At 70.2% G+C, this 23,674-nt stretch carries 24 protein-coding genes; 21 read left to right on the top strand and 3 right to left on the bottom strand.

Annotated features, from left to right (window positions below):
• Positions 1-6 precede the first annotated feature (6 nt).
• Positions 7-972, bottom strand: coding sequence for an EamA family transporter (locus QBL25_RS17595; protein ID WP_409057984.1), 966 nt, complete (start codon positions 970-972; stop codon positions 7-9).
• Positions 973-1,115: 143 nt separating this feature from the next.
• On the opposite strand from QBL25_RS17595, the gene QBL25_RS17590 reads away from it, so the two are divergent.
• From QBL25_RS17590 to QBL25_RS17550, 9 genes are all read left to right on the top strand, one after another.
• A complete protein-coding gene (locus QBL25_RS17590) occupies positions 1,116-1,706 on the top strand; it encodes a MarR family winged helix-turn-helix transcriptional regulator (RefSeq protein ID WP_409057983.1) in 591 nt (196 codons plus the stop codon).
• A 260-nt stretch (positions 1,707-1,966) separates the two neighbouring features.
• The gene (locus tag QBL25_RS17585) at positions 1,967-2,629 is read left to right on the top strand and encodes a hypothetical protein (RefSeq protein ID WP_409057982.1); all 663 of its coding nucleotides are present in this window, start codon (positions 1,967-1,969) and stop codon (positions 2,627-2,629) included.
• Positions 2,630-2,682: 53 nt separating this feature from the next.
• Complete coding sequence (locus QBL25_RS17580) at positions 2,683-3,654, top strand: hypothetical protein (protein ID WP_409057981.1); 972 nt, start codon at positions 2,683-2,685, stop codon at positions 3,652-3,654.
• Between the two features lie 21 nt (positions 3,655-3,675).
• The gene (locus tag QBL25_RS17575) at positions 3,676-3,975 is read left to right on the top strand and encodes a hypothetical protein (protein ID WP_409057980.1); all 300 of its coding nucleotides are present in this window, start codon (positions 3,676-3,678) and stop codon (positions 3,973-3,975) included.
• A complete protein-coding gene (locus tag QBL25_RS17570) occupies positions 3,972-5,171 on the top strand; it encodes a putative T7SS-secreted protein (protein ID WP_409057979.1) in 1,200 nt (399 codons plus the stop codon). Before QBL25_RS17575 ends, QBL25_RS17570 begins: the two co-directional genes overlap by 4 nt.
• Positions 5,168-5,836 carry a hypothetical protein gene (locus QBL25_RS17565; protein WP_409057978.1) on the top strand — a complete coding sequence of 223 codons (669 nt, stop codon included), beginning with the start codon at positions 5,168-5,170 and terminating at the stop codon, positions 5,834-5,836. The genes QBL25_RS17570 and QBL25_RS17565 overlap by 4 nt, the downstream gene beginning before the upstream one ends.
• Before the next feature lie 162 nt (positions 5,837-5,998).
• A complete protein-coding gene (locus QBL25_RS17560; protein WP_409057977.1) occupies positions 5,999-7,132 on the top strand; it encodes a hypothetical protein in 1,134 nt (377 codons plus the stop codon).
• 287 nt (positions 7,133-7,419) lie between these two features.
• Positions 7,420-8,766, top strand: a complete 1,347-nt coding sequence (locus QBL25_RS17555) for a nitrate/nitrite transporter (protein ID WP_409057976.1) — start codon at positions 7,420-7,422, stop codon at positions 8,764-8,766.
• Positions 8,767-8,897: 131 nt separating this feature from the next.
• Complete coding sequence (locus QBL25_RS17550) at positions 8,898-10,085, top strand: uroporphyrinogen-III synthase (protein WP_409057975.1); 1,188 nt, start codon at positions 8,898-8,900, stop codon at positions 10,083-10,085.
• On the opposite strand, the gene QBL25_RS17545 is transcribed toward QBL25_RS17550, so the two are convergent.
• Complete coding sequence (locus tag QBL25_RS17545) at positions 10,037-10,609, bottom strand: DUF1772 domain-containing protein (protein ID WP_409057974.1); 573 nt, start codon at positions 10,607-10,609, stop codon at positions 10,037-10,039. The genes QBL25_RS17550 and QBL25_RS17545 overlap by 49 nt on opposite strands.
• A gap of 165 nt (positions 10,610-10,774) precedes the next feature.
• On the opposite strand from QBL25_RS17545, the gene QBL25_RS17540 reads away from it, so the two are divergent.
• The 6 genes from QBL25_RS17540 (at position 10,775) to QBL25_RS17515 (ending at position 17,704) form a co-directional block, all read left to right on the top strand.
• On the top strand, positions 10,775-11,362 hold the full coding sequence (locus QBL25_RS17540; protein WP_409057973.1) for a CGNR zinc finger domain-containing protein: 588 nt from the start codon (positions 10,775-10,777) through the stop codon (positions 11,360-11,362).
• 96 nt (positions 11,363-11,458) lie between these two features.
• On the top strand, positions 11,459-12,043 hold the full coding sequence (locus QBL25_RS17535) for a sigma-70 family RNA polymerase sigma factor (protein ID WP_409057972.1): 585 nt from the start codon (positions 11,459-11,461) through the stop codon (positions 12,041-12,043).
• Positions 12,040-12,840 (top strand): anti-sigma factor family protein, encoded by an 801-nt coding sequence (locus tag QBL25_RS17530; RefSeq protein WP_409057971.1) that lies wholly within the window; start codon positions 12,040-12,042, stop codon positions 12,838-12,840. Before QBL25_RS17535 ends, QBL25_RS17530 begins: the two co-directional genes overlap by 4 nt.
• 82 nt (positions 12,841-12,922) lie before the next feature.
• Entirely contained in the window at positions 12,923-15,277 is a 2,355-nt protein-coding gene (locus tag QBL25_RS17525) for a HelD family protein (RefSeq protein ID WP_409057970.1), read from the top strand.
• Positions 15,278-15,693: 416 nt separating this feature from the next.
• A complete protein-coding gene (locus QBL25_RS17520) occupies positions 15,694-17,127 on the top strand; it encodes an NAD-dependent malic enzyme (protein ID WP_409057969.1) in 1,434 nt (477 codons plus the stop codon).
• A 295-nt stretch (positions 17,128-17,422) separates the two neighbouring features.
• The gene (locus QBL25_RS17515) at positions 17,423-17,704 is read left to right on the top strand and encodes an HU family DNA-binding protein (RefSeq protein ID WP_016645140.1); all 282 of its coding nucleotides are present in this window, start codon (positions 17,423-17,425) and stop codon (positions 17,702-17,704) included.
• A gap of 71 nt (positions 17,705-17,775) precedes the next feature.
• Here the strand turns inward: QBL25_RS17515 and murA are convergent, their stop codons facing one another.
• Positions 17,776-19,119 (bottom strand): UDP-N-acetylglucosamine 1-carboxyvinyltransferase, encoded by a 1,344-nt coding sequence (murA, locus tag QBL25_RS17510; protein WP_409057968.1) that lies wholly within the window; start codon positions 19,117-19,119, stop codon positions 17,776-17,778.
• 244 nt (positions 19,120-19,363) lie between these two features.
• Here murA and QBL25_RS17505 point away from each other — a divergent pair, with 244 nt between their 5' ends.
• The 6 genes from QBL25_RS17505 (at position 19,364) to QBL25_RS17480 (ending at position 23,660) form a co-directional block, all read left to right on the top strand.
• Positions 19,364-19,972, top strand: coding sequence for a YqgE/AlgH family protein (locus tag QBL25_RS17505; protein ID WP_409057967.1), 609 nt, complete (start codon positions 19,364-19,366; stop codon positions 19,970-19,972).
• 166 nt (positions 19,973-20,138) lie between these two features.
• Positions 20,139-20,453: a hypothetical protein gene (locus QBL25_RS17500; protein ID WP_409057966.1), complete on the top strand. Its 315-nt coding sequence runs from the start codon at positions 20,139-20,141 to the stop codon at positions 20,451-20,453.
• Positions 20,450-21,748 carry a putative T7SS-secreted protein gene (locus tag QBL25_RS17495; RefSeq protein ID WP_409057965.1) on the top strand — a complete coding sequence of 433 codons (1,299 nt, stop codon included), beginning with the start codon at positions 20,450-20,452 and terminating at the stop codon, positions 21,746-21,748. The genes QBL25_RS17500 and QBL25_RS17495 overlap by 4 nt, the downstream gene beginning before the upstream one ends.
• 12 nt (positions 21,749-21,760) lie before the next feature.
• Positions 21,761-22,342 (top strand): hypothetical protein, encoded by a 582-nt coding sequence (locus tag QBL25_RS17490; RefSeq protein ID WP_409057964.1) that lies wholly within the window; start codon positions 21,761-21,763, stop codon positions 22,340-22,342.
• Positions 22,339-23,112 carry a hypothetical protein gene (locus QBL25_RS17485; RefSeq protein ID WP_409057963.1) on the top strand — a complete coding sequence of 258 codons (774 nt, stop codon included), beginning with the start codon at positions 22,339-22,341 and terminating at the stop codon, positions 23,110-23,112. Before QBL25_RS17490 ends, QBL25_RS17485 begins: the two co-directional genes overlap by 4 nt.
• Entirely contained in the window at positions 23,109-23,660 is a 552-nt protein-coding gene (locus QBL25_RS17480) for a hypothetical protein (RefSeq protein ID WP_409057962.1), read from the top strand. Before QBL25_RS17485 ends, QBL25_RS17480 begins: the two co-directional genes overlap by 4 nt.
• Positions 23,661-23,674 lie beyond the last annotated feature (14 nt).

Below are 23,674 nucleotides of genomic sequence, written 5' to 3'. Positions count from 1 at the left end.
GGTGCGTCACGGGTGCCGCGTGGCGGGCCGTCGCCGCCCCTGTCCGACCACGACACTGACCACGACGAGCACGAGCCCGCCCACCTGCCAGGGGGTGAGGGTCTGCCCCAGGACGAGCAGCCCGGCGAGGGTGGCGACGACGGGGTTGGTCAGCCCCAGGAACGAGACGGACGAGGCCGGCAGCCGCTCGATGCCGCGGAACCAGAGGGCGTACGCGATGGCGGTGCCGATGACGCCGAGGTAGGCGTACCCGACGAGGTTGGCCCCGGTGAGGTGCCCGGGCAGCCCCTCGAAGGAGAGCGCGATGGGGGCCAGGACGAGCCCGCCCGCGGTGAGTTGCCATCCGGTGAGCGCGAGCAGCGAGACGCCTTCGGGCCGGCCCCAGCGCTTGCTGAGCACGACGGCGAGGGCCATCAGCGTGGTGGCGACCAGCATGGCCGCGATGCCCGCGAGGTCGAAGGAGGCGCTGCCGCGCAGGACGAGCAGCCCGACACCGGCGACGCCGACGAGCCCGGCGAGCAACGTACGCCGCGTGGGCCGCACCTTCAGGACGCCGATCCCGAACCCGGCGACGAGCAGCGGCATGACGGCGCTGATGGTCGAGGCGACGCCGCCGGGCAGGTGGTAGGCGCCGAAGAAGAGCAGGGGGAAGAAGGCCCCGAAGTTGAGCAGCCCCAGGACTCCGGCCTTCCACCACCAGTCACCGCTGGGCAGCCGCCGGGTGAGGGCGAGCAGGATGAGCCCGGCGGGCAGCGCACGCAGGGCCGCGGCGAGCAAGGGGCGGTCGGGGGGCAGCAGTTCGGTGGTGGTGACGTAGGTGGTGCCCCAGGTGGCGGGCCCGACGGCGGCGAGCGCGGCGACACCGAGGGCGGCGGCCCGCCCGGGACGGACCGGCTGAGGCGCGGCGGACTCGGTGGCACGGCTGAGGATGCCGTTCCGGCTGCTGCGAACGGACGTGTGGCCGGCGTTCATTGCTCCCCCAAGGTTCCCAGGATTCTGCTCAACGCTGTTATTCTCAACGTTGAGGTAAATATGAACCCCGGGTCTGCGAACGTCAAGTATCTCAATGTTGAGAGATTCGATCGGGCGGGCCTGGCGAGGAGGGAAGCAAGCACATGACGGACCCCACGGCCGACACCGCCTCCACGGCCGGCGCCGCCTCCACGGCCGGCGCCGCCTCCACGGCCGGCACCGCCTCCACCGACGCGATCGACGAACTGCGGGCCCAGTGGCACCGCGAGCGCCCGGACATCGACGAGGCGAGCCTGGACGCGATGGCCTTGGTGGGCCGCATCAAGCGGGCGGATCACCTCCTGAGCAAGGGGATGAAGCCCGTCTTCGCGGAACACGGCCTGGAGTTCGCGGAGTTCGACGTGCTCGCCACCCTGCGGAGGGTGGGCGCCCCGCACGAACTGACGGCGGGCGGTCTCCTGAAGACGGCCATGGTGACCTCGGGCGCCATCACCAACCGCCTCGACAAGCTGGAACGCAAGGGCTTCATCGAACGCCACCCGGACCCGGCCGACCGCCGCGCGATCCGCGTCCGCCTGACGGAGGCGGGCCGGGACCTGGTAGACCGCGCGGTGGTGGACCACGTGGCCAACGAGGAACGCATGCTGTCCCCCCTGTCACAGGAGGACCGCAAGGCCCTGCACGGTGCTCTGCGAAGGCTGCTGGTCGCACTGGGAGACACCCACCTGGGCTGAGCCGGGGGCGCCGCGGGGGTGCTGGGGTCACGCCTCTTCGCGGAGTCAAAGAGCGAAGAGGCGTGAGACCCCTCCCTGTTGGCGAGCGCAGGGAAGCACTGAGCGATCACCGAACGCCAGGGAGCGCGGGAGAAGACCTGCTACGCCCCCCTATGCCCCGTTGGCGCCGTGTCGGCGGCTTGACGCGACTTGGCGCCGCCCCGCTCCTGATGGATAGCTTGGTTCACTCCAGAGAACCCTCGTCCCATCAGGAGCTGACCGTGAATCGCCGACCCTCCCTGCTCGCAGCGGCCGCCCTGACTGCTGCCGCGGTCCTGTCGCTCTCTGCCTGCGGAGGGGATGAGGGCGGCTCCAAGGGCAACGACAAGATCGCGGGTGCCGGGACCGGCAGCGAGAAGAGAGAGTCGCCGTCCCCGACGACACCTGACGACGGAATCAACCGCCCGAAGATCAAGCTGCCGGCTGACGTCAAGGACGTCTTTGAGGGCAGCGGGACGGGTGACGCGAAGAAGGACGCGATCCTCGCGGACAACGCGCGGCGGATCAGTTCGGTGACTGAGGCGGTCACAGTGGAGGCGAAGAGCCACCCGGCGCTGAAGTTCTATTCGTCCGGGGATGCGCTGCTGTCCGCGGCGAACCACGTTCAGGGGTTCTCCGAGAAAGGCAAGAGCTTCGTCGGCACGACGCGGTACTACGACCGGCAGGTCACGTTCCTCAAGGGCGGCGCTGCCGCGGTGACGTACTGCATGGACGCCACCAAGACGTACCCCAAGGATCGCGAGACCGGAAAGGTCGACAAGTCGATCGAGGCGTCCGACCAGGATTACTCCTTCTACAACACTCGTCTGGAGAAGAACGCGGACGGCGTCTGGCAGACGACGAGCGTGTTGACCACGACGGCGGCGAAGCGGTGCATGCCGTGATCCCTCGCGGGTTGAGCCGACGGTCCGTACCCCTTCTCGCGCTGGTCGTGGCCATGACGCCGAGCGTCGCCCATGCCGGTGGTGGCAACCAGGCGGAGGTGGGGGCGCCGCAGGCGAAGGGCGGTCGTCAGGACCAGAACCTCTCCGTCGAGACGAAGATCCAGACGGCGGTCGAGAGCAGCCCCCGGTCGGCAAGAACCGGCACCCTGACCCCCGCCGCCGGCAACTGGGATCCGCCCGCCTGCTGGTACGAGCCCGCGTACTCCCCGAAGCAGATCCAGGCCGCCGTCAAGGCGATCCGGCAGATGAAGGTCTTCGGGGTCGGTGACTTCGTGGGCGGGGCGTTCGACGCGTACTTCAAGGAAGGCCACCCCTACAAGAACTACAACCTCGGCAAGCAGGGCGAGGGACAGTTCTGGGCGGCGGCCGTCAACGAGAAGCGCAAGGACGACCCCGAGGCCAACTCCTGCGACAAGCTCCCCTTCTGGGTCCCCGAGGGCGAGACCCCCAAGGAGCCGCTGGCGGTCTCGCCCAAGATCCTCGCCGAGTACGCCTACGACGAATTGCCCGTCCCCGGCACCGAGATCGCGATGGCGCCCGAGGGGGCGACGAAGGTCAACCTCCCGACCTGGGCCTGGCTGGACAAGGCGAAGTTCAAGAAGATCTCCGTCACCGCGAGCATCCCGGGATCGGGGCTCTCCGCGACGGCCACCGCCGTACCCGCGTCCCTCTCGATCGACCCGGGCACGGCGGATGCCGAGACGTACCCCGCTTCCGGAGAGTGCCCCATCCAGCACGGCAGGATCGGCTCCCCCCGCGCCAAGGGAACCCCCGCAGACACGCCACCGCCCTGCGGCGTGCGGTATCTGCGGTCCTCCGGTGACGGTTCGTACGACCTCCGGGCGACCCTCACGTGGAACATCAGCTGGACCAGCACCAACGGCGAGGGCGGCGACCTCCCGCCCGGCGAGTTCGGCGGAAACCGCCACGTCACGGCCGAGGAAATCCAGTCCATCAACCGCTGAGGCATTTCGGGAGGAGCGCCGGTGGGCGACCTGTACATCGACGGCGAGATGCTCAATCGGGTGCGACGCAACTTGAAGAACATCGAAGATCTCCTCGGTAAGCCCATACGAGCCATGGCCGACATCGACGCCAAAGCCATGGGCACCAAAGACCTCGAGCGCCGTATGGAAGATTTCGGCGAAGAGTGGGAGTACGGCATCGGGCAGTTGCGGAAGTTCTCCAAAGGGGCGGCGAAGACCCTGGGTCACATTGAGAGGTCTTTCGAAAAACTGGACCAGGATCTGGCCGCCGCGCTCTCGAAGGCGGCGAACAAGAAATGAGCGCCCCCACGATCGATGATTTTCCCGCCTTGGAGTTCGTCCCCTGCCCCGGGCAGCACGACGCCGTGGAAAAAGTTGCCGACTCGATCAGTGAAGCGGCCAAGGCGCTGGGGGAGATCAGGAGAGTACTCCGCGGCGCCGACGGTGGGGACTGGCGCGGGAAAGCGGCCATTGGCTTCCGTGAGTTGCTGGACGACGAATTTCGCCCGAAGGTCGAGGACGCCTTTGACTCCTTCGACGGAGCGAAGGGGGTCGTCCAGGGCTGGGCCGACTACATGAAGGACAAGCAGAAGGTCGCCCGTGGTCTCGAACGCGAGGCTGCGGAGGCGAAGAGCGCCGTCGACCAGAAGAAGGCTGAGAGGGACGGCAAGAGGGAAGGCGGCCCTGACGGCGGAGCCCGTAAGTCCTCGAACGGCACGAACGCCGAGGAATCCGACCCGGTCGAAGAAGTGCGCAAGCGGGCCCGTACGCTTCATGCTGCTTATGAAGAGGAAGGCCGGAACGCCGCCAAGCGTCTGAAGAACGCCATCGACATCGCGCCCAATGAGCCAGGATTCTGGGAGAGCCTTGGCGATTTCATCGGGGACGTGCTCGACAAGGTCGGTGATGCCCTTGCCTGGGCGCACGACCAACTCATCGAGTTGCTCGGCGAGTTCGCGCCTCTGTTGGACCTCATCGGAGACATCGCCGGATTGCTCAGCGCCGTCACGGGGCTTCTGGCGCTCATCCCTGGGCTCCAGTTCATGGCCGCGGTCTCTCTTCCCCTCGCGGGCGTCGCGCTGGGGGCTCACTACCTTTCCGCGGTCGGCACGACCGGAAGTTTCGGTAGGGCGCTTCTGACCAAGGACGTCATCATGGATGCCGTGGGGTTCGGCGTCGGGAAACTGGGTGCGAAAATGGGGGACAGTGTCCTGGCCGCTGCACAACTGTCGGGCGGTCCGATGCGAACCGTCCCTCAACTCATCGGGCCGGCGCAACAACTTCCGTACGGGATATTTCAACTCGCCAAGAACGCACCCGGTGCCGGCTACGTCATGGGACAGGATGAATTCGTCTCACGCACTGCCAGCTTCGGCGTGACCTGGGCAGGTCACGCACTGACGGCAGAAGGCGGAGGTGACGGCATCGAGACGGTCGGTGAGATCTTCAAGTGGGACTTCGGTGCCTTGACGCAGAAGCCGGCGGTTTCCCATTGAGCGCCAAGAGTGACGACGGCACGGGGGTTGAGCCGGGGCAGGTGGATCTCTTCGTTCCTCCTGACTGGTTCGATCTCCTGGCCGACGGGTCCGACAGGGAAGCGACTCGGGTCCGATGTGCGGAGCTGGTCCGCCTCACCTACCCGAACACTCCGGCAGACCGCCGGGAGAAGTTCGTCGACGGCTTGATGGAGTGCCATGAGCGCTACCTCGCCGATGGTGCGCTCATGTACGGCGTGATCACGGCGCCGCTTCCCAGCAGCGGGGAGCAGGCCGTCTGGCAGGTCCAGGCGGGAGTCGTCGCTGTTCCGCCAACTCCGGCCGAGGTGGACCTCGGTGAGCTGATGTCCAGGGTGTTCGATGCGCAGTTCAAGGACAAAGTGGCGTATGTCGAACGCTTCACCACGGAGATGGGGATCGGGTTCGGGTTTCTGTCCCAGCCCTCCTTTCCCGTTCCGAGGGGCTGGGGCGAAGAGATTCCCTCCGGAGTGAGGACCGGGCTGGCGGGTGCGTTGGCGTGCCCGCCCGAAGGGGGCAAAGGCCTTCTGGTCATCGGCACCTGCCTCGATCCACATCAGGTGCGTGAGCTGGCGGCCTTGGTGGCGGCCATCGCCGGGAACTCGGTCTTCGTGCCCGGCGCATCTCCGACTTCGAGTGAGCAGTAGGACGACGGAGGAACGGATATGACGAACACAACCAGCGACAGACCTTCCTCGCGAGGTTCGTTGCTTCGCGCGGCACCGCTCCCCGACGAACCTCGGCCCGCTGACTCCTGGCCGGAGCGTGCCGCCCTCCTGCGGGCCCAGTCAGAGGCCCTCGATGGGCTGGTGCGCGAAGATCTCTCCCGCGGCCGCGCCCTCGCGTTTCTGTTGTGCTCCGGGGTGGTGACCCTCGTGGCCGTGCTGATTCCGGTCCTGGCCGCCGACTCCGTGACGAGCGAGGACGGCGATGCCACCGGCTTGGCGGCCACGGCCGTCGCATGCCTCCTTCTGGCGATCCTCGCGCTCCCTGCCCTGCTGGTCCTGCGTTCGTTGCGCGCCAGAGGGGTACGGCGAAGTCGGCTGCTGCGTCAATGGGCCGCTGTGGACCGGGGGCACGACTCCGCGTTTCCGTCGGACTACGGCTCGCAGGGTTCGCCGCACTCCCGCTTCTTCAATGCGGCGCTGATCCTGGCTCTGGCGTTCCTCTTGGTCGTCGTCGTGCTGGCCAATGCGTCTGACACGAGCAATCTGGTGATGGTGCCTGGGCTCGTGGTGGCGGCATGCTTTTCCTGGGCCACGGTGAGGAAGTACGCCTCCCGCCATGGCTGGGCCGCGCGGGAGACGGTGATCCGGGGGCGGGAGCGCAGGCGACACCGGCTCCGGGGGCAGATGTCCGGAGCGGTAGAGGTTCCGGTGCCCGGTACTCGTCCCGCGCTGCTCTACGTCGCTCTGTGTCTGCCTTTTGCCGTCGTCGCAGCGGTCTTCGCGATCGCACGGCCGAAGGACGCGCTCGGCCTGGTGCTGATCGGCCTGCTCGCCATGGCCCTGATGGTGATCGGCCTTCCGACGGCTGTGCTCGCGCGGCGCCGGGAACGGGCCCGACTCGCACGGACCGCCACTGCCCTGGCGGGCTCCTTCAGCCCTGGAACCGTCGTGCACCCCATCCGGTACGGGCTCGGCGAACCCGCTGGGCAGCGCCCGGCCGACGAGCCCGCATCCTGGGACTGCGGCCCGCAGCGTGATGGTGTCGTGGCGCTGGGGGCGGGTGTTCTGCACCTCCGGGGCGCGGACGGCGCCGCGCTCGATCTCGCCTTCACCGGCCTTGCCGGTGTGGCCTTTCTCCCGGCCGCGGTGTCCTGGCTGGACCCGGCCCTCGACCTGCTTCTGCGCTCCGGGGAGTCGATCGAGATCCGTACGGTCGATGCCGGAGAGATCGCCGAGGCGCTGTCGAGCGCAGGGGTGCGGATGATCTCCGGATAGGTGGCTGGCCCTGCCCGGCGCCGGGGCCGCCCGGCCCGCCGATGACAGCGGACATCTCGGCCGACGGCGCCCGGGCCGACGGCGAAGTGACCCTGACGAGGGACAAGTGCGGTGGTACCGACGTCCCGCGGTGGGTCCAGCAGGCCTGAGCCGCACGGCTCCCTCACCATCGTCCCCGCCCCCGCGTGAGAGCAACGTTCCCCCGTGGTCACCGCGTGGCACAGGGTTGAAACCCGGTCTCCCTACCTTCGGGCCATCAGCCGCTAGCCGTGGAGATGAGGCCTGTCATGTGGATCCAGCGGTGGGACCCGGAGGACGAGACGTTCTGGAAGGAGGAGGGGGGCGAGCGCGTCGCCCGGCGGAACCTGGTCTTCTCGATCCTCTCGGAGCACATCGGGTTCTCCATCTGGACCCTGTGGTCCGTGATGGTGCTCTTCATGGGGCCCGAGTACGGGATCGACCCCGCCGGGAAGTTCTTCCTCGTGTCGATGGCCACCCTGGTCGGTGCCGTCGCCCGCGTCCCCTACACCTTCGCCGTCGCCCGCTTCGGCGGGCGCAACTGGACGGTCATCGCGGCCGGCGCGCTCCTCGCCCCGACCGTCGCGGCCTTCGTCGTCATGGAGCCCGGGACCTCGTACACCACCTTCATGCTGTGCGCCCTGCTCACCGGCGTCGGCGGCGGCAACTTCGCCTCCAGCATGACCAACATCAACTCCTTCTTCCCGCTGCGGAAGAAGGGATGGGCGCTCGGGCTCAATGCCGGGGGCGGCAACATCGGCGTGCCCGTCGTGCAGCTCGCCGGGCTCGCGGTCATCGGGGCCGGGGGAGGGCCCCGCGTGCTGCTCGGGATCTACATCCCGCTCATCCTCGTCTCCGCCCTCTGCGCCGCCCTCTTCATGGACAACCTCGCCACCGTGAAGAACGACACCGGGGCCGCGAAGGAGGCCGTACGGGATCCGCACACCTGGATCATGGCCTTCCTGTACGTCGGGACCTTCGGCTCCTTCATCGGCTACAGCTTCGCCTTCGGGCTCGTCCTCCAGACCCAGTTCGGGCGCACGCCGCTCCAGGCCGCCGCCGTCACCTTCATCGGGCCGCTGCTCGGCTCGCTGATCCGGCCCGTGGGCGGGCGGCTCGCCGACCGGTTCGGCGGGGCCCGCATCACGCTGTGGAACTTCGTCGGGATGGGCGCGGCCACCGCCGTCGTCGTCATCGCCTCCATGCGGGAGTCGCTCGCCCTCTTCGTCGCCTCGTTCATCGCGCTGTTCGTGCTGACCGGGCTCGGGAACGGCTCCACGTACAAGATGATCCCCGGCATCTTCCAGGCCAAGGCCCTCCAGCGGGGGCTGCACGGGGAGGCCGCCGCGGCCTACGGGCGGCGGCTCTCCGGGGCCGCCATGGGGCTCATCGGCGCCGTGGGCGCGCTCGGCGGGCTCGGGATCAACCTCGCCTTCCGGCAGTCCTTCCAGACCGTGGGGTCGGGGACCGGTGCCTTCGTGGCCTTTCTGGTCTTCTACGCCGCCTGCTTCTGCGTCACCTGGGCCGTATACCTTCGCCGCCCCGCGGCCGCCCCGATCTCCGGGCAGACCCCGGACGCGGAGACGAAGCCCCAGCTCACGTACGCGGAAGTCTGACGCAGGGGTGGTCGTAGCCTGGTGTAACACGTACGACATCGTGGTGATCCGAGGTTGTCACGAGCCGTTGGCAGGCTCGTGCGACCCCGGATCATCCATCGCGCAGTACTAGCGGGACGAGAGCAGCTGCCATGCACGCGACCCCTCCGGCCGGTCACCAGGACGGTCACCGGAACGACCCCAGGGCCGGTCAGGACAAGGCCCCGCTCGCCGGGTTCACCGTCGGCGTCACCGCCGCCCGCCGCGCGGACGAGCTCGGTGCGCTGCTCCAGCGGCGCGGCGCGACGGTCCTGCACGCTCCCGCCCTGCGCATCGTCCCGCTCGCCGACGACAGCGAACTGCTCTCCGCCACCAAGGAGCTCATCGACCACGCGCCCGACATCGTGGTGGCCACCACCGCCATCGGGTTCCGCGGCTGGGTCGAGGCGGCCGACGGGTGGGGCTTCGGGGAGGCGCTGCTGCGCTGTCTGCGGGGCGTCGAACTGCTCGCCCGCGGGCCCAAGGTGAAGGGCGCCATACGCGCGGCCGGGCTCACCGAGAAGTGGTCGCCCTCCTCCGAGTCCATGGCCGAGGTGCTCGACCGGCTGCTCGCGGAGGGCGTCGACGGCAGGCGCATCGCGCTCCAGCTGCACGGCGAACCGCTGCCCGGCTTCGTCGAGTCGCTGCGGGCCGCGGGAGCGGACGTCGTGGGCGTGCCCGTCTACCGGTGGATGCCGCCCGAGGACCTCGCGCCCGTCGACCGGCTCCTGGACGCCACCGTCGCGCACGCCGTGGACGCGCTGACGTTCACCAGCGCGCCCGCCGCCGCTTCCCTGCTGGCCCGCGCCGAGGACCGCGGCATGTCCGCCGAGCTCCTCGCCGCCCTCCGGCACGACGTCCTGTCCGCCTGCGTGGGGCCGGTCACCGCGCTGCCGCTCCAGGCCGTCGGCGTCGAGACGGTGCAGCCCGAACGCTTCCGGCTCGGCCCCCTCGTCCAGGTCCTGTGCCACGAACTCCCCTCCCGCGCCCGTACGTTGCCCGTCGCGGGCCACCGCGTCGAGATCCGCGGCCACGCCGTCCTGGTCGACGACGAGCTGCGGCCCGTGCCGCCCGCCGGGATGTCGCTGCTCCGGGCGCTCGCGCGGCGGCCCGGGTGGGTCGTCTCGCGCGCCGAGCTGCTGCGCGCCCTGCCCGGCGCGGGACGCGACGAGCACGCCGTGGAGACCGCGATGGCCAGGCTGCGTACGGCACTTGGCGCACCCAAGCTCGTGCAGACGGTGGTCAAGCGGGGCTACCGGCTCGCGCTCGACCCGGCGGCCGATTCCAAGTACGCCGACTGAGCCGGCCCTCGGCCCCTGCCGAACAGCACGAGCGCCCGGACGAGCAGGGCCGTCGCGAGCGTGCAGAGCACGGCCCGGACGACGTTCCACGCCGTCCACGCGGCCTCGAACTCGTCGCGTACGGCGGCCGGATCGGCGATCGTCCCCGGATCGCCCGCGTCCATGAGGGCGTCGTTCAGGGGCACGTTCACGAACGACGTGAGCGCGAACGCCACGGCGTACACGACGAGCGCCGCGACCACCCACCGGTGCGGCCCCGTGCCGCGCAGCTGCCAGGCCGAGACGGCCGTGCAGAGCAGCGCCCCCAGGAAGCCCGCGAAGAAGACCGGGTTCTGGATCACCTCGTTGATGTTCTGCATGACCTCGATGTAGACGCGGTCACCGCTGCGCGCGAGGGCGGGCATCACCGCGCAGGCGAAAACGTAGAAGGCCCCGGCCATCAGGCCCATGGCGACGGTGGCCACCCCCAGTACGACCCCTGCGGTGCCCCGGCCCCGGCCGTCCGTCCCTCGTGTGTCTGTCATGGGGCCGAGTCAAGCGTCCCCGCGGGCCGGTGACCATGGCCGTGCGGCGCACGGCCATAAGCGGGCGTCTCACCCGCTCCCGGTGGCAGGGGTTCCGCCCCCGCCCCTGGCGAGGCACTGTAGGGGGAGCACTCACCGGTGCCCCCACAAGGCGGTGACAGGCGCATGGCGTTGGGCATGGACCCGGCCACGTACGAGCTGCGATTCGACTCCGGGCGCAGCTGTCTGGATCTCGTGGCGACGAACCACCCCGAGGAGCGGCTCGACTCGGTGGACCGGCTGCGCGCCTGGCTCGCGGGCGCCGGCCTCATCCCGGATCGCGCGGCCCTGCCGGGCGCGACCCGGGTCTGGCTCGCGGCCTTCCGCGAACTGCGGTCACACGTGCAGGAGTTGGTGCTCGCGGAACTGGAAGGGCGGGCCGCGGACGCCCCGCTGGCCAGGGTCAACGCCCTCGCGGCGGCGGCCCCGCCCGCGCCGCGCGCCGTACGCAACCCCGACGGCAGTCTCGTCCGCACCCTGCACGGCGACCCCGGGTGCGCGGCCCTGCTCGCCGTGGTCGCCCGCGACGCCGTGGACCTCCTGACCGACCCCGCGGCCCGCGCCCTGCTGCGCCAGTGCGAGGGCGACACCTGCCCCATCGTGTACCTCGACACCTCCCGCGGGCGGCGCCGCCGCTGGTGCTCCAGCGAGGTGTGCGGCAACCGGGAGCGGGTGGCCAGGCACCGGCGGCGGGCGGCGCTCGCGCGGGCCTGATCGAAATTCTTGCCGAGGCGGCTGAACACAGCCGCTCCCGTGTACGTACATCCCCGGTGAGCCAGCCAAGACGAAGAGCGGACACCGGAGGCAGACGTGCGCAAGGATTCCGCCGTGGCCGATGAGCGCCCGCAGCAACGCCCGCACCGACATCGTCTGGTCCCGCAACGCAACGGACCCGACGAGGAGTTGATGCGCGCCCTCTACCGAGAGCACGCGGGTCCACTTCTGGCCTATGTGCTCCGGCTTGTGGCGGGCGACCGGCAGCGCGCCGAAGATGTCGTACAGGAAACGCTCATCCGTGCCTGGAAGAACGCCGGTCAGCTCAATCGTGCGACCGGTTCGGTACGCCCCTGGCTGGTGACGGTCGCCCGGCGCATCGTCATCGACGGCCACCGCAGCCGGCAGGCCCGGCCGCAGGAGGTCGATCCGTCGCCGCTGGAGGTCATCCCCGCGGAGGACGAGATCGATAAGGCGCTGTGGCTGATGACTCTCTCGGACGCGCTCGACGACCTGACGCCCGCTCACCGGGAGGTTCTCGTCGAGACCTATTTCAAAGGGCGTACGGTCAATGAGGCGGCCGAGACTCTGGGTATACCGAGTGGGACGGTGCGCTCGCGGGTCTTCTACGCGCTGCGCTCGATGAAGCTGGCGCTCGAGGAGCGGGGGGTGACGGCATGAACGAGTCCTACGGACATGACGCGCGGGGCCATGCGGAAGCAGGCGACGTGCACGAGACCGTCGGCGCCTACGCCCTCGGCATCCTGGACGACGCGGAGGCCACGGCGTTCGAGGCGCATCTGGCGGGCTGCGAGTTCTGCGCGCACCAGCTGGAGGAGTTCTCCGGCATGGAGCCGATGCTGGCGGCGCTCGCGGACTTCCCAGGGCCGCACGGCGTACCGGCGATCGGCGAGCAGCTCGCCGCCCGGCCGAGCCCGCGCCTCGCGGACCGCCTGGTGGACGAGGTCTCCGTCAAGCGGGCGCAGAAGCGCAGGCGGGGCATGTACCTGGTGGCCGCCGCGGCGGCCCTGATCATCGGCGGCCCGCTCACGGTGCTCGCGGTGAGCGACGACGGCGGTACGACGGACGTGGCGGGCGAGCCGCACCCCACGAGCCCCGCCGAGGACGCCTTCTTCAACCACATGGACGACAAGATCAAGGCGACGGACCCGAAGACCAAGGTCAGCGCCACGGTCGGCACGGAGAAGAAGGCCTGGGGCACGCACACGGTCCTGGAGCTGAAGAACGTGAAGGGCCCGCTCAAGTGCTCCCTGGTCGCCGTCGGCAAGAACGGCGAGAAGGAGACGGTGACCACCTGGTCCGTCCCGAAGTGGGGGTACGGCATCGAGGACAGCCCGAACAAGTGGGCGCGCAGCCCGCTGTACGTCCACGGGGGAGCCGCGATGAACCGGAGCGATATCGACCACTTCGAGGTGACCACCCTCGACGGCGACCGCCTGGTGGAGGTGGACGCGTAGGAGAAGTGCACACGAGGGCCCCCTTTCGCGTACGGTAGACGGCTGCTCAATAGGGCAGCTGCACGTCCGGAAAGGGGCCTCGGTGGCCGACGTACGCGACCGTGAGATCAGCGTCGAACAAGAACATCTCGACCAGGTCTACCGGCGTCTCGAGGAGAAGATCCACGAGGCCGAGTTCCTCATGACCGACGCGGCCAAGCGCTCCCAGGTCGGCACGCCCGGCGCGCTCGCCGAGCGGGACGCGCAGGTGTTCCGCGCGGGAGTGCATCTCAACCGCCTCAACAGCGAGTTCGAGGACTTCCTCTTCGGCAGGATCGACCTGCTGCTCGGCAAGGACGGCAAGAAGGGCCCGGACGGCGCGTACACGTCGGTCGAGCCAGCCGAGGACGCCGTCAGCGCGGAGAACACCGCCGAGATCGCCGAGACCCTGCACATCGGGCGCATCGGCGTCCTGGACGCGGACTACACCCCGCTGGTGATCGACTGGCGGGCCCCGGCCGCCGCGCCGTTCTACCGCTCGACCCCGGTCGACCCGGGCCGTGTCGTGCGCCGCCGGGTCATCCGCTCCAAGGGCCGCAAGGTCCTGGGCGTCGAGGACGACCTGATGCGCCCGGAGCTGAAGGCGACCCTGCGCGGCGAGGAGCTGCCGGTCATCGGCGACGGCGCCCTCATGGCGGCGCTCGGCCAGGCCCGCAGCCACACCATGCGCGACATCGTGGCGTCGATCCAGGCCGAGCAGGACATGGTGATCCGCGCCCCCGCCGCCTCCGTGACGTACGTCGAGGGCGGCCCCGGCACCGGCAAGACCGCCGTGGCCCTGCACCGCGCGGCCTACCTCCTCTACCAGGACCGCAGGCGGTACGCGGGCGGCATCCTCATCGTCTCGCCGACGCCGCTGCTCGTGGCGTACACCGAGGGCGTGCTGCCCTCCCTCGGCGAGGAGGGGCAGGTCGCGATCCGCGCGGTGGGCGCGCTGGCCGACGACGCCGCGGGCGCGGTGGAGGCCACGGTCTACGACTCTCCCGCGGTGGCCCGGGTCAAGGGCTCCTCGCGGATGCTGCACGTCCTGCGCAAGGCCGCCAGGGGCGCGCTGGAGAGCGGTTCGCCCAGTGGGCGTGCGGCCTCGCGGGAGGGCCAGCTGTCGTTCGGCGACGAGGAGGACGAGGAGACGCCCCAGGGCCCCGTCGAGACGCCCACACGGCTGCGTGTGGTGGCTTTCGGGCGCCGCCTGGAGCTGGAGGCCGACGCCCTTGGCCGCATCCGGCGCAACGCCCTCAGCGGCACGGCCCCCGTCAACCTGCTGCGCCCGCGCGCCCGCAAGCTCCTCCTGGACGCCCTGTGGTCCCAGTCGGGCTCCGCGGGGCGGCACAGCGACCCGGAGCTGGCCGCCGAGCTGCGCTCGTCCTTCGACGAGGACATCACCTCCGAGGACGACTTCATCCGCTTCCTCGACGCCTGGTGGCCCGAGCTGACCCCGCGCGCGGTCCTGTCCGCGATGGGCGACGAGCGGCGTCTCGGCCGCTGGGCGCGCCGCGTCCTGAACCCGGGCGAGGTCCGCAAGGTCGCCCGGTCGCTCAAGCGCGACGCCCTGTCCGTGCACGACGTGGCGCTCATCGACGAGCTCCAGTCGATCCTCGGCACGCCGCCCAGGCCCCGCAAGAAGAAGGACCTGGACCCCCTGGACCTGCTCACCGGCCTGGACGAGCTGATGCCGCAGCGCGAGGAGTCCCAGCGCGAGCGCGCCGAGCGGCTCGCCGCCGAGCGCACCGAGTACGCGCACGTCATCGTCGACGAGGCGCAGGACCTGACGCCCATGCAGTGGCGCATGGTCGGGCGCAGGGGCCGGCACGCCACCTGGACGATCGTGGGCGATCCCGCCCAGTCGTCCTGGTCCGACCCGGACGAGGCGGCCGCCGCCCGCGACGAGGCCCTGGGCACCCGGCCGCGCCGCCGTTTCACCCTGACCGTCAACTACCGCAACCCCGCCGAGATCGCCGACCTCGCCGCCAAGGTCCTCGCGCTCGCGATGCCGGGCTCCGAGTCGCCGTCCGCCGTGCGGTCCACCGGGGTGAAGCCCCGGTTCGCCGTCGTGCGCGACAAGGACCTCGGCGCGTCGGTGCGCGAGGAGGCGGCGCGTCTCCTCGACCAGGTGGACGGCACCGTCGGCGTCGTCGTGGCGATGAACCGCCGCGAGCAGGCGGCCCGCTGGCTCGACGGCCTGGGGGGCCGGGTGGTGGCACTGGGCAGCCTGGAGGCCAAGGGCCTGGAGTACGACGCGACGGTCGTCGTCTCGCCGGCGGAGATCGCGGACGAGTCCCCGGCGGGCCTGCGGGTCCTGTACGTGGCGCTGACCAGGGCCACCCAGCAGCTGACGGTCCTGTCGGGCGAGCGCGACGACCCGGACGGGGACGGGGTCCCCGACCTGCTCCGGGACTGACGGCCGGCCGGCCGCGGGACGGACGGCCGACCTGCTCCGCGAATGACTTTGCGGGACGGGAATTGCCTTGCGGGGATCGTTTGTTACCGTTGATGTGGCACCGGCCCGATCCAAGCCCCCGGGCCCAACCTTCGTCGCTACGAGCGACCACTTGCCGCGAGGCGAGCATGGCGGGTCGGTGTCATAAGCGTCAGGGAGAGGCCCTCGTCACCACGTGACGGGGGCCTCTTCCGGTTTTCAACCACCGGTTTCCGTTTCCCCCTACCGGCTTCCCTCAACTTCTCGTATGGTGGAAACTAGTTTCCGAAAAGCTGGTGAACGAAAAGTTCGCAATCCGAGGCGGCTACCACGTACTCAGTGGTAGGTGCGACGATCGGACGGCAAGAGCAACACGGTGAAAGCAGAGGAAGTCGGCCATGGCAACGGCGCCCAGCGTCTCCTACTCGAACACGGTCCGGTTGGAGGTGCCCGCGAGCGGCACCGCGGTCTCCCAGATCACCACGGCCGTCGAGTCCCACGGAGGCTCGGTGACCGGCCTCGACGTCACGGCGTCCGGCCATGAGGCGCTGAGGATCGACGTCACGATCGCGGCGACCTCCACGACGCACGGCGACGAGATCGTCGCGCAGCTGCGCACCATCGAGGGCGTCACCGTCGGCAAGGTCTCCGACCGTACGTTCCTGATGCACCTCGGCGGCAAGATCGAGATGGCGTCCAAGCACCCCATCAGGAACCGCGACGACCTCTCCATGATCTACACCCCGGGCGTGGCCCGCGTGTGCATGGCGATCGCCGAGAACCCCGAGGACGCGCGCCGCCTCACCATCAAGCGCAACTCCGTTGCGGTCGTAACGGACGGTTCGGCCGTTCTCGGGCTCGGCAACATCGGCCCGAAGGCCGCGCTGCCCGTCATGGAGGGCAAGGCGGCCCTCTTCAAGCGCTTCGCCGGCATCGACGCCTGGCCGCTGTGCCTGGACACCCAGGACACGGACGCGATCGTCGAGATCGTGAAGGCGATCGCCCCCGGCTTCGCCGGCATCAACCTCGAGGACATCTCGGCGCCGCGCTGCTTCGAGATCGAGGCCCGCCTGCGCGAGGCCCTGGACATCCCCGTCTTCCACGACGACCAGCACGGCACCGCCATCGTCGTGCTGGCCGCGCTGACCAACGCACTTCGCGTGGTGGGCAAGGGAGTCGGGGACGTACGGGTCGTCATGTCCGGTGCGGGCGCGGCCGGTACGGCCATCCTGAAGCTGCTCATCGCGGCGGGCGTCAAGCACGCCGTCGTGGCCGACATCCACGGCGTCGTGCACGCCGACCGCGAGGACCTCGTGGACGCCGCGCCGGACTCGCCGCTGCGCTGGATCGCCGACAACACCAACCCCGAGGGCGCCCGCGGCACCCTCAAGGAAGCGGTCGTCGGCGCCGACGTCTTCATCGGCGTCTCGGCTCCGAACGTGCTGAACGCCGACGACGTCGCGGCCATGGCCGAAGGCGCCATCGTGTTCGCGCTCGCGAACCCGGACCCCGAGGTCGACCCCGCGATCGCCCGTCAGACGGCGGCGGTCGTGGCCACGGGCCGCTCGGACTTCCCGAACCAGATCAACAACGTCCTGGTCTTCCCCGGCGTCTTCCGCGGCCTGCTCGACGCCCAGTCGCGCACGGTCAACACGGAGATGATGCTGGCGGCGGCCGGCGCCCTCGCGGACGTCGTCGCCGAGGACGAGCTCAACCCGAACTACATCATCCCCAGCGTCTTCAACGACAAGGTCGCGGGCGCGGTCGCCGATGCGGTGCGCAGCGCGGCGAAGGCCGCCGGGGTGGCTGTGACGGGCGCCACGGCCCAGTAGTACGGCGCGTCGCGGAACGCAGGGCCCGTAAAGGCCCTCTAGGGTGGCGTGGAAGCGCGCCCCCGACTGCCACCTTCCCAGGGGCGGTGAAGCTTTTCGTGTGACCCCAAGGGGCCCGGATTGGCTTTCCCGCCGCAGGTGGGGGCAGGATGCCTTTCTGGGCGCGAGGGTCCGGAACACGGACCCGGGTCCGGGGCCTGACCGAGGACCCTGGCAGCATCGGCTTCGCTGTGCCCATCATGCGGCTCCGCCGCGTGGCACGCCTCAACGGCAAGAAGAACACGGGAGTACAAACATGAACCGCAGTGAGCTGGTGGCCGCGCTGGCCGACCGCGCCGAGGTGACCCGCAAGGACGCCGACGCCGTGCTGGCCGCGTTCGCCGAGACCGTCGGCGAGATCGTTGCCAAGGGCGACGAGAAGGTCACCATCCCCGGCTTCCTGACCTTCGAGCGCACCCACCGTGCCGCTCGCACCGCCCGGAACCCGCAGACCGGCGAGCCGATCAACATCCCGGCCGGCTACAGCGTCAAGGTTTCGGCGGGCTCCAAGCTCAAGGAAGCGGCCAAGGGCAAGTAGCCCCGAGCAGCAGACAGAAGGGGCGGTCACCCACCGGGTGACCGCCCCTTCTGTTGTGCCCTGGTGAAACGTCAGCCGAGCGTGGCCCGCCCCGGCAGCTCCACCTTCGCGCCGAGCTCCACGAGCTTGTCCATGAAGTTCTCGTAGCCACGGTTGATCAGGTCGATGCCGTGGACGCGGGAGGTGCCCTGAGCCGCCAGAGCGGCGATCAGGTACGAGAAGCCGCCGCGCAGGTCGGGAATGACCAGATCGGCGCCCTGGAGCTTCGTGGGGCCGCTCACGACCGCCGAGTGGAGGAAGTTCCGCTGCCCGAAGCGGCAGTCGGAGCCGCCCAGGCACTCGCGGTAGAGCTGGATGTGTGCGCCCATCTGGTTGAGCGCGGAGGTGAATCCCAGACGGGACTCGTAGACCGTCTCGTGGACGATGGAGAGGCCCGCCGCCTGCGTCAGGGCGACGACGAGCGGCTGCTGCCAGTCCGTCTGGAAGCCGGGGTGCACGTCCGTCTCCAGGGCGATCGCGTTGAGCGAGCCGCCCGGGTGCCAGAAGCGGATGCCCTCGTCGTCGATCTCGAAGGCACCGCCCACCTTCCGGTAGGTGTTCAGGAACGTCATCATCGAGCGCTGCTGGGCGCCGCGCACGTAGATGTTGCCTTCGGTCGCCAGGGCGGCCGAAGCCCAGGAGGCGGCCTCCAGGCGGTCCGAGAGGGCGTGGTGGTTGTAGCCGCCCAGGCTGTCGACACCGGTGACCCTTATGGTCCGGTCGGTGTCCATCGCGATGATCGCGCCCATCTTCTGCAGGACGCAGATGAGGTCTTCGATCTCGGGCTCGACGGCGGCGTTCGAGAGTTCCGTCACGCCTTCCGCCAGGACGGCGGTCAGCAGGACCTGCTCGGTGGCGCCGACCGAGGGGTACGGCAGCTTGATCTTCGTGCCGCGGAGCCGCTGCGGGGCCTCCAGGTACTGACCGCCCTCGCGCTTCTCGATGGTCGCGCCGAACTGGCGGAGCACCTCGAAGTGGAAGTCGATCGGACGGCCGCCGATGTCGCAGCCACCGAGGCCGGGGATGAAGGCGTGACCCAGGCGGTGCAGGAGCGGACCGCAGAAGAGGATCGGGATCCGCGAGGAGCCCGCGTGCGCGTCGATGTCCGCGACGTTGGCGCTCTCCACGTGCGAGGGGTCCATGATCAGCTCGCCCGGCTCCTCACCGGGGCGGACCGTCACGCCATGCAGCTGCAGGAGTCCGCGTACGACGCGCACGTCGCGGATGTCTGGGACATTGCGCAGCCTGCTCGGAGCGCTGCCGAGCAGCGCGGCGACCATGGCCTTGGGCACGAGGTTCTTCGCGCCGCGGACACGGATCTCGCCCTCCAGCGGGGTTCCGCCGTGGACAAGCAGTACATCGTCGGTGACGGTCATGAATCTCGCGTTCCGATTGGATGGACGGGTGGACCAAAGGGCAAGCGTAATGGGCGTGTACCCCCTCTCCGTAAGGCCAAGGGCGTGCGAAACACGTCAGGACTTCGTGACAACACGAAACGTTCGGAACCGGACACTCCGGGTCACCGGCGAAACCGTGCGCTCCAGCCGCTTCAGTGCGCCCTGAGCTGCATTCACTCCCGTACGGGCATTGCCTCCCCCCGCGGGGCAAAGATGCGGGATCATGTCGTTCATGACGGAGGTGTCCTCGCTCACAGGGCGGCTGCTCGTGGCCACGCCTGCCCTGGCGGACCCGAACTTCGACCGCGCGGTGGTGCTGCTCCTCGACCACGACGAGGAGGGCTCGCTCGGCGTGGTCCTCAACCGCCCCACTCCGGTGGACGTCGCGGACATCCTGGAGGGCTGGGGCGATCTGGCCGGTGCGCCGGGCGTCGTCTTCCAGGGCGGCCCCGTCTCCCTCGACTCGGCGCTGGGTGTCGCGGTGATCCCCGGGGAGGAGGCCCCCGTCCCCGGCGCCCGGCCGCGCCCGGGCAGAGGGGAGCCCATCGGCTGGCGGCGCGTGCACGGGGCGATCGGCCTGGTGGACCTGGACACCCCGCCCGAACTTCTGGCCCCCGCGCTCGGTTCGCTGCGGATCTTCGCCGGTTACGCGGGCTGGGGCCCGGGCCAGCTGGAGGACGAGCTCGTCGAGGGCGCTTGGTACGTGGTGGAGTCCGAGCCCGGCGACGTCTCCTCGCCCGCCCCCGAGCGACTGTGGCGCGCGGTGCTCCGCAGGCAGCGCAGCGAGCTGGCGATGGTGGCGACATATCCGGACGATCCGTCGCTCAACTGACGCTCCGCCGCCGCAAGATGGATCGCAGTGGCGCAACCACGAGTCACACGGTTACCGTCCTGACGCGTACGTGACGTCTTGCATCCGGGGGTTGACCGTGAAGCGCCGCTATCCGCCCAAGTTGCCCGCCCGCGTGGCGGCTTCGTCCGCGCGGGAGGTCTGAGCCGTGTCGGACAGGACCAGATACGACCTCGACCTGATCAAGGACTGCTCGGAGTCGCTCTACCGCATCCACCGCGAGTTCAAGGAGAACGGCGACCCCTCGGACGGCTACGAGAAGGACTTGGGCAGCGACAAGCTGCGCGAGATCTTCGACGACTTCTCCAGCACGTGGAAGAAGACGCGCAAGAAGCTGAACAAGGACATCGAGAACCTCGCCAAGATCACGGCCGACGCGGCCAAGGCGTACGAGGAGATCGACCACGAGCTCGCCAACGCGCTGCGGGACGCGAAGAAGAGCGGCAAGGAGGGCAAGAAGTGAGCGGGCGGCCGACCGACTGGACTCCTCTCTACGACTCCGACCCCGTGCCCGGCGACCCGTACGCGGTCGCGCGCCTCGGCAAGAAGCTGCGCGGCATGGCGGAGGAGATCGACAAGCAGGCCCGGAACATCAAGGCGCTCGCCTCGGTCGAGAGCTGGGACAGCGACGCCGGGCGCGCCTTCCACGAGGTCGCCGGGGACACCGCGGGACGCCTGAAGAAGGCGTACGACCGCTACGACGAGGCCTCCACCGCCTTGGGCACCAAGGTGAGGGAGGGCGAGTCGAAGGAGTACGCCAGCGAACTGCACCGCGCGCAGCGCATGGCGGACAAGGCCCTCGAGGAGTTCCGCAAGGCGGAGACGGAGCAGAAGGCCGCGCTGAAGGAGCTGGACAAGACCGAGGGGACGGTGCCCTCCTCCAAGGAGGACTCCGTCGACCGGACGAAGCAGCAGAAGAAGCGCGACGACGCGACGACGATCATGGCCCAGCACCGCGGCAAGATCATGGAAGCGGTCGAGATCCGCGACGACGCGGCCAGCGCGGCGGCCAAGAAGATCAAGAACGTCATCCACCACGACGGGGTGCGCGACCCCGGCGGCTTCATGAACTGGATCGCCGACCACGCGGACTGGTTCACGGCCGCGGCGACGGTCCTGGCGGTGGCGGCGCTGGTGGCGGCGATCGTCCTGTCGGGCGGCACGCTGGCGATCGTCCTGGTCGGCGTCGGGGCCGCGATGAGTGCCACGGCCCTGTCCGGGCGGCTGTACGACGTCTTCGCGCGCGGCGGGAAACTGGACCTCCTTGCCATCGGCATCGACGTGCTCGGCATCATCCCCGGGCTCGGCGCCCTGAAGGGGCTCACCGCGGCCGCCAAGGGCGCGCGCCTGGCCGGTGCGGGCAAGGGCGTCTGGGGCGCGTTCACCAACGGCTTCGCCGTGAAGAACATCAACAAGGGCGTGGGCTTCGCCGCCAAGATGCTCGCCAAGCGCGGAATCGTCACTCCCAAGCTGCCGGCCGGCGGCTGGAACCCCGAGGTCGTCACCCGCTACATCAAGGGCGCGGCCCTGGGGAACCTCTACGTGAAGTCGATCATGCGGATGAAGGAGGCCATGGGCGAGCCCTCCGACACGCCGCATCCCCTCACCCCGCACCCGGGTCCGGGCCCCAGGCCCAGCGCCCCGCCGACCACGCCGTCGACCCCCACCACGCCCACGCCGACCCCGTCCCCCCGGCCGGGCCCGAGCCCGACGCCCTCCTCCACGCCGTTCCACTCCTCGCTGGCCCCGGCCGGGTAAGGAGAGGGGCGGATGAGCGACCACCACGCCCCGGGGCGCGACACGTTCGTCGACGACACCGGGACCGAGCACCGCCTCGTCCCGTCGTCGGTCGTCGCCGCCGTGCCCGCGGCGCGGGAGGCCGCCGAGGCGTACGGGCGCGCGGTGCGGTTCGACTTCCTCGACGACCGGGCCGTGCACCGGCTGCTGCACCAGCGGCGCCGGGACACGGAGAAGGGCGGTCTCGTCGGCTGCTTCCTCGCCGTGCCGATCCTCGTCTTCGGGGTCGGTGCCTGGCCGTTCTGGGATCTCGTCGCGGCACAGAGACCCAGGGCGTTCCAGATCACCTTCTTCTGCGTGGACGCCCTGCTCCTCCTGGCGTCGCTCCTGGTGGCCCACCGGCTGCGGGGGCCCGACGTGGCCGATCCGGCCCTGCGCAACATGCGGTGCAGGGTCCGGCTCTACCGCAAGATCGTCGGCATCGCCCGGCGGGGCGGCGCCGACATCCCCGCCCTCTACCCCTACTACGGCATGTACGCGACCTCGCGGAAGTTCTTCCCCGAGGCCCCCGAACTCCCCAGTCCACCGCTCCCGGAAAGCAACGGCGCCACGTGACCACGACCTCCCCAGCAGCCACGACCTCCCCGGCGGCCCCCTCCTACGAGCCGTTGCGGTTCGAGGCGACGGCCCCGGCGATCCCGGCGCAGCACGGCGGGCCCGACGGCGGTGCCGGTGCCCGCATCGACTCCGACGGCATCCACGTCCGCTGGGTCATGCCGGAGATCTTCCACGACCTGCCCCTGCACGAGGAGGACGAGGACGAAGGGGCGCGCCTCCTGGAGGAACTCGCGGCGAAGGCGCTGCCCGGCGCCGGGGACGAGGACATCCTCAAGCTCGCGGTCATCTGTGCGCTGGGCATCGACGACCTCCTGGAGGCCGGCGCCGAGTTCGCGGCGATAGCCGTCGGCGCGGTCGGCGAGGACCCGTGCAGCGCCACGGTCTACGCGGCCCTGGTCGACAGCCCCGAGGACGAGGACGCGGACCCCCTCGCGGCCATCGCGTCCAGCCTGCGCCGCGACGACGCGGGCGAGGTCACGGAGCTCCTGCTGCCGTGCGGCCCCGCGGTGTCCTGCGTCGGCACGCGCGTCGACAAGGTCACCGGCGAGCTGACCGAGTCCCCGGACGGCATCAGGATCCCGACGTGGTTCATCCGCGTCTACGTCCCGCTGCCGAACGGCACCACGCTGGTCATGGAGCTGGGCACGCCCACCCAGGTCGGCTGGGAGCAGTTCTCGACGATGTTCGGGAACATCGTGAGCAGCATCCGGCTGTTCGAGGCGGACGGTGAGCCGCTGATCGTTCCGGACCGGGACGCGGACGCGTGAGCGACACCGTGGCGCCGCCGTCGGACTACCGCATGCTCGTCCCCCGCGACTGGTTCCGCGTCGACCTGACGCAGGAGCGCTGGCGCGGGCAGCTCAAGACGTTCGTGGACCGCGAGGCCGCGGGCGGGAGCGCATCCGACGAGACACGGCGCTCCCTCTGGACGACCCTGCGCAATATCGCCGAACGCGGCGCATCGGACGGCGCCTTGGAGTTCTACCTCAAGACCGAGGAGCCCGGCGGCACGGCCTACCCCGCGTCGCTCATGGTCTCCCTGCTGCCCACACCGCCGGGACTCGCCCCGGACGTCGGGGATTTGGCGCGGACCCTGGCGCGGCGCAGGGGCGAGGCGTCCCGGGTCGGGACGGGTGAGCTGCCGGCGGGCGAGACCGTCCGCGCGGTGACGGACACGACACTGGACTTCCACGTCCGGATGCCGGGCGGCGCGGGCTATCTGATCCTGGCCTTCTCGCTGCCCCTGAGCGGCACGGAAGGGCCCATGGGCGAGCTGTGCGAGGCCATCGCCCAGTCGCTGCGATGGGTGGAGTGACGGGGACGCGGGTC

Source organism: Streptomyces sp. SYP-A7185 (assembly GCF_046103685.1).
In the GTDB taxonomy this organism is placed as follows: Bacteria; Actinomycetota; Actinomycetes; order Streptomycetales; family Streptomycetaceae; genus Streptomyces.
The sequence above is the reverse complement of the archived record's forward strand: the minus strand, read 5'-3'. Positions and strand labels throughout refer to the sequence as shown.

Bases quoted from the DNA above. Each gene is read 5' to 3' on its own strand.
- QBL25_RS17595 (WP_409057984.1), bottom strand. From the start codon at position 972: ATGAACGCCGGCCACACGTCCGTTCGCAGCAGCCGGAACGGCATCCTC.
- QBL25_RS17590 (WP_409057983.1), top strand. From the start codon at position 1,116: ATGACGGACCCCACGGCCGACACCGCCTCCACGGCCGGCGCCGCCTCC.
- QBL25_RS17580 (WP_409057981.1), top strand. From the start codon at position 2,683: ATGACGCCGAGCGTCGCCCATGCCGGTGGTGGCAACCAGGCGGAGGTG.
- QBL25_RS17570 (WP_409057979.1), top strand. From the start codon at position 3,972: ATGAGCGCCCCCACGATCGATGATTTTCCCGCCTTGGAGTTCGTCCCC.
- QBL25_RS17555 (WP_409057976.1), top strand. From the start codon at position 7,420: ATGTGGATCCAGCGGTGGGACCCGGAGGACGAGACGTTCTGGAAGGAG.
- QBL25_RS17550 (WP_409057975.1), top strand. From the start codon at position 8,898: ATGCACGCGACCCCTCCGGCCGGTCACCAGGACGGTCACCGGAACGAC.
- QBL25_RS17545 (WP_409057974.1), bottom strand. From the start codon at position 10,609: ATGACAGACACACGAGGGACGGACGGCCGGGGCCGGGGCACCGCAGGG.
- QBL25_RS17540 (WP_409057973.1), top strand. From the start codon at position 10,775: ATGGCGTTGGGCATGGACCCGGCCACGTACGAGCTGCGATTCGACTCC.
- QBL25_RS17530 (WP_409057971.1), top strand. From the start codon at position 12,040: ATGAACGAGTCCTACGGACATGACGCGCGGGGCCATGCGGAAGCAGGC.
- QBL25_RS17520 (WP_409057969.1), top strand. From the start codon at position 15,694: ATGGCAACGGCGCCCAGCGTCTCCTACTCGAACACGGTCCGGTTGGAG.
- QBL25_RS17515 (WP_016645140.1), top strand. From the start codon at position 17,423: ATGAACCGCAGTGAGCTGGTGGCCGCGCTGGCCGACCGCGCCGAGGTG.
- murA (WP_409057968.1), bottom strand. From the start codon at position 19,119: ATGACCGTCACCGACGATGTACTGCTTGTCCACGGCGGAACCCCGCTG.
- QBL25_RS17505 (WP_409057967.1), top strand. From the start codon at position 19,364: ATGTCGTTCATGACGGAGGTGTCCTCGCTCACAGGGCGGCTGCTCGTG.
- QBL25_RS17490 (WP_409057964.1), top strand. From the start codon at position 21,761: ATGAGCGACCACCACGCCCCGGGGCGCGACACGTTCGTCGACGACACC.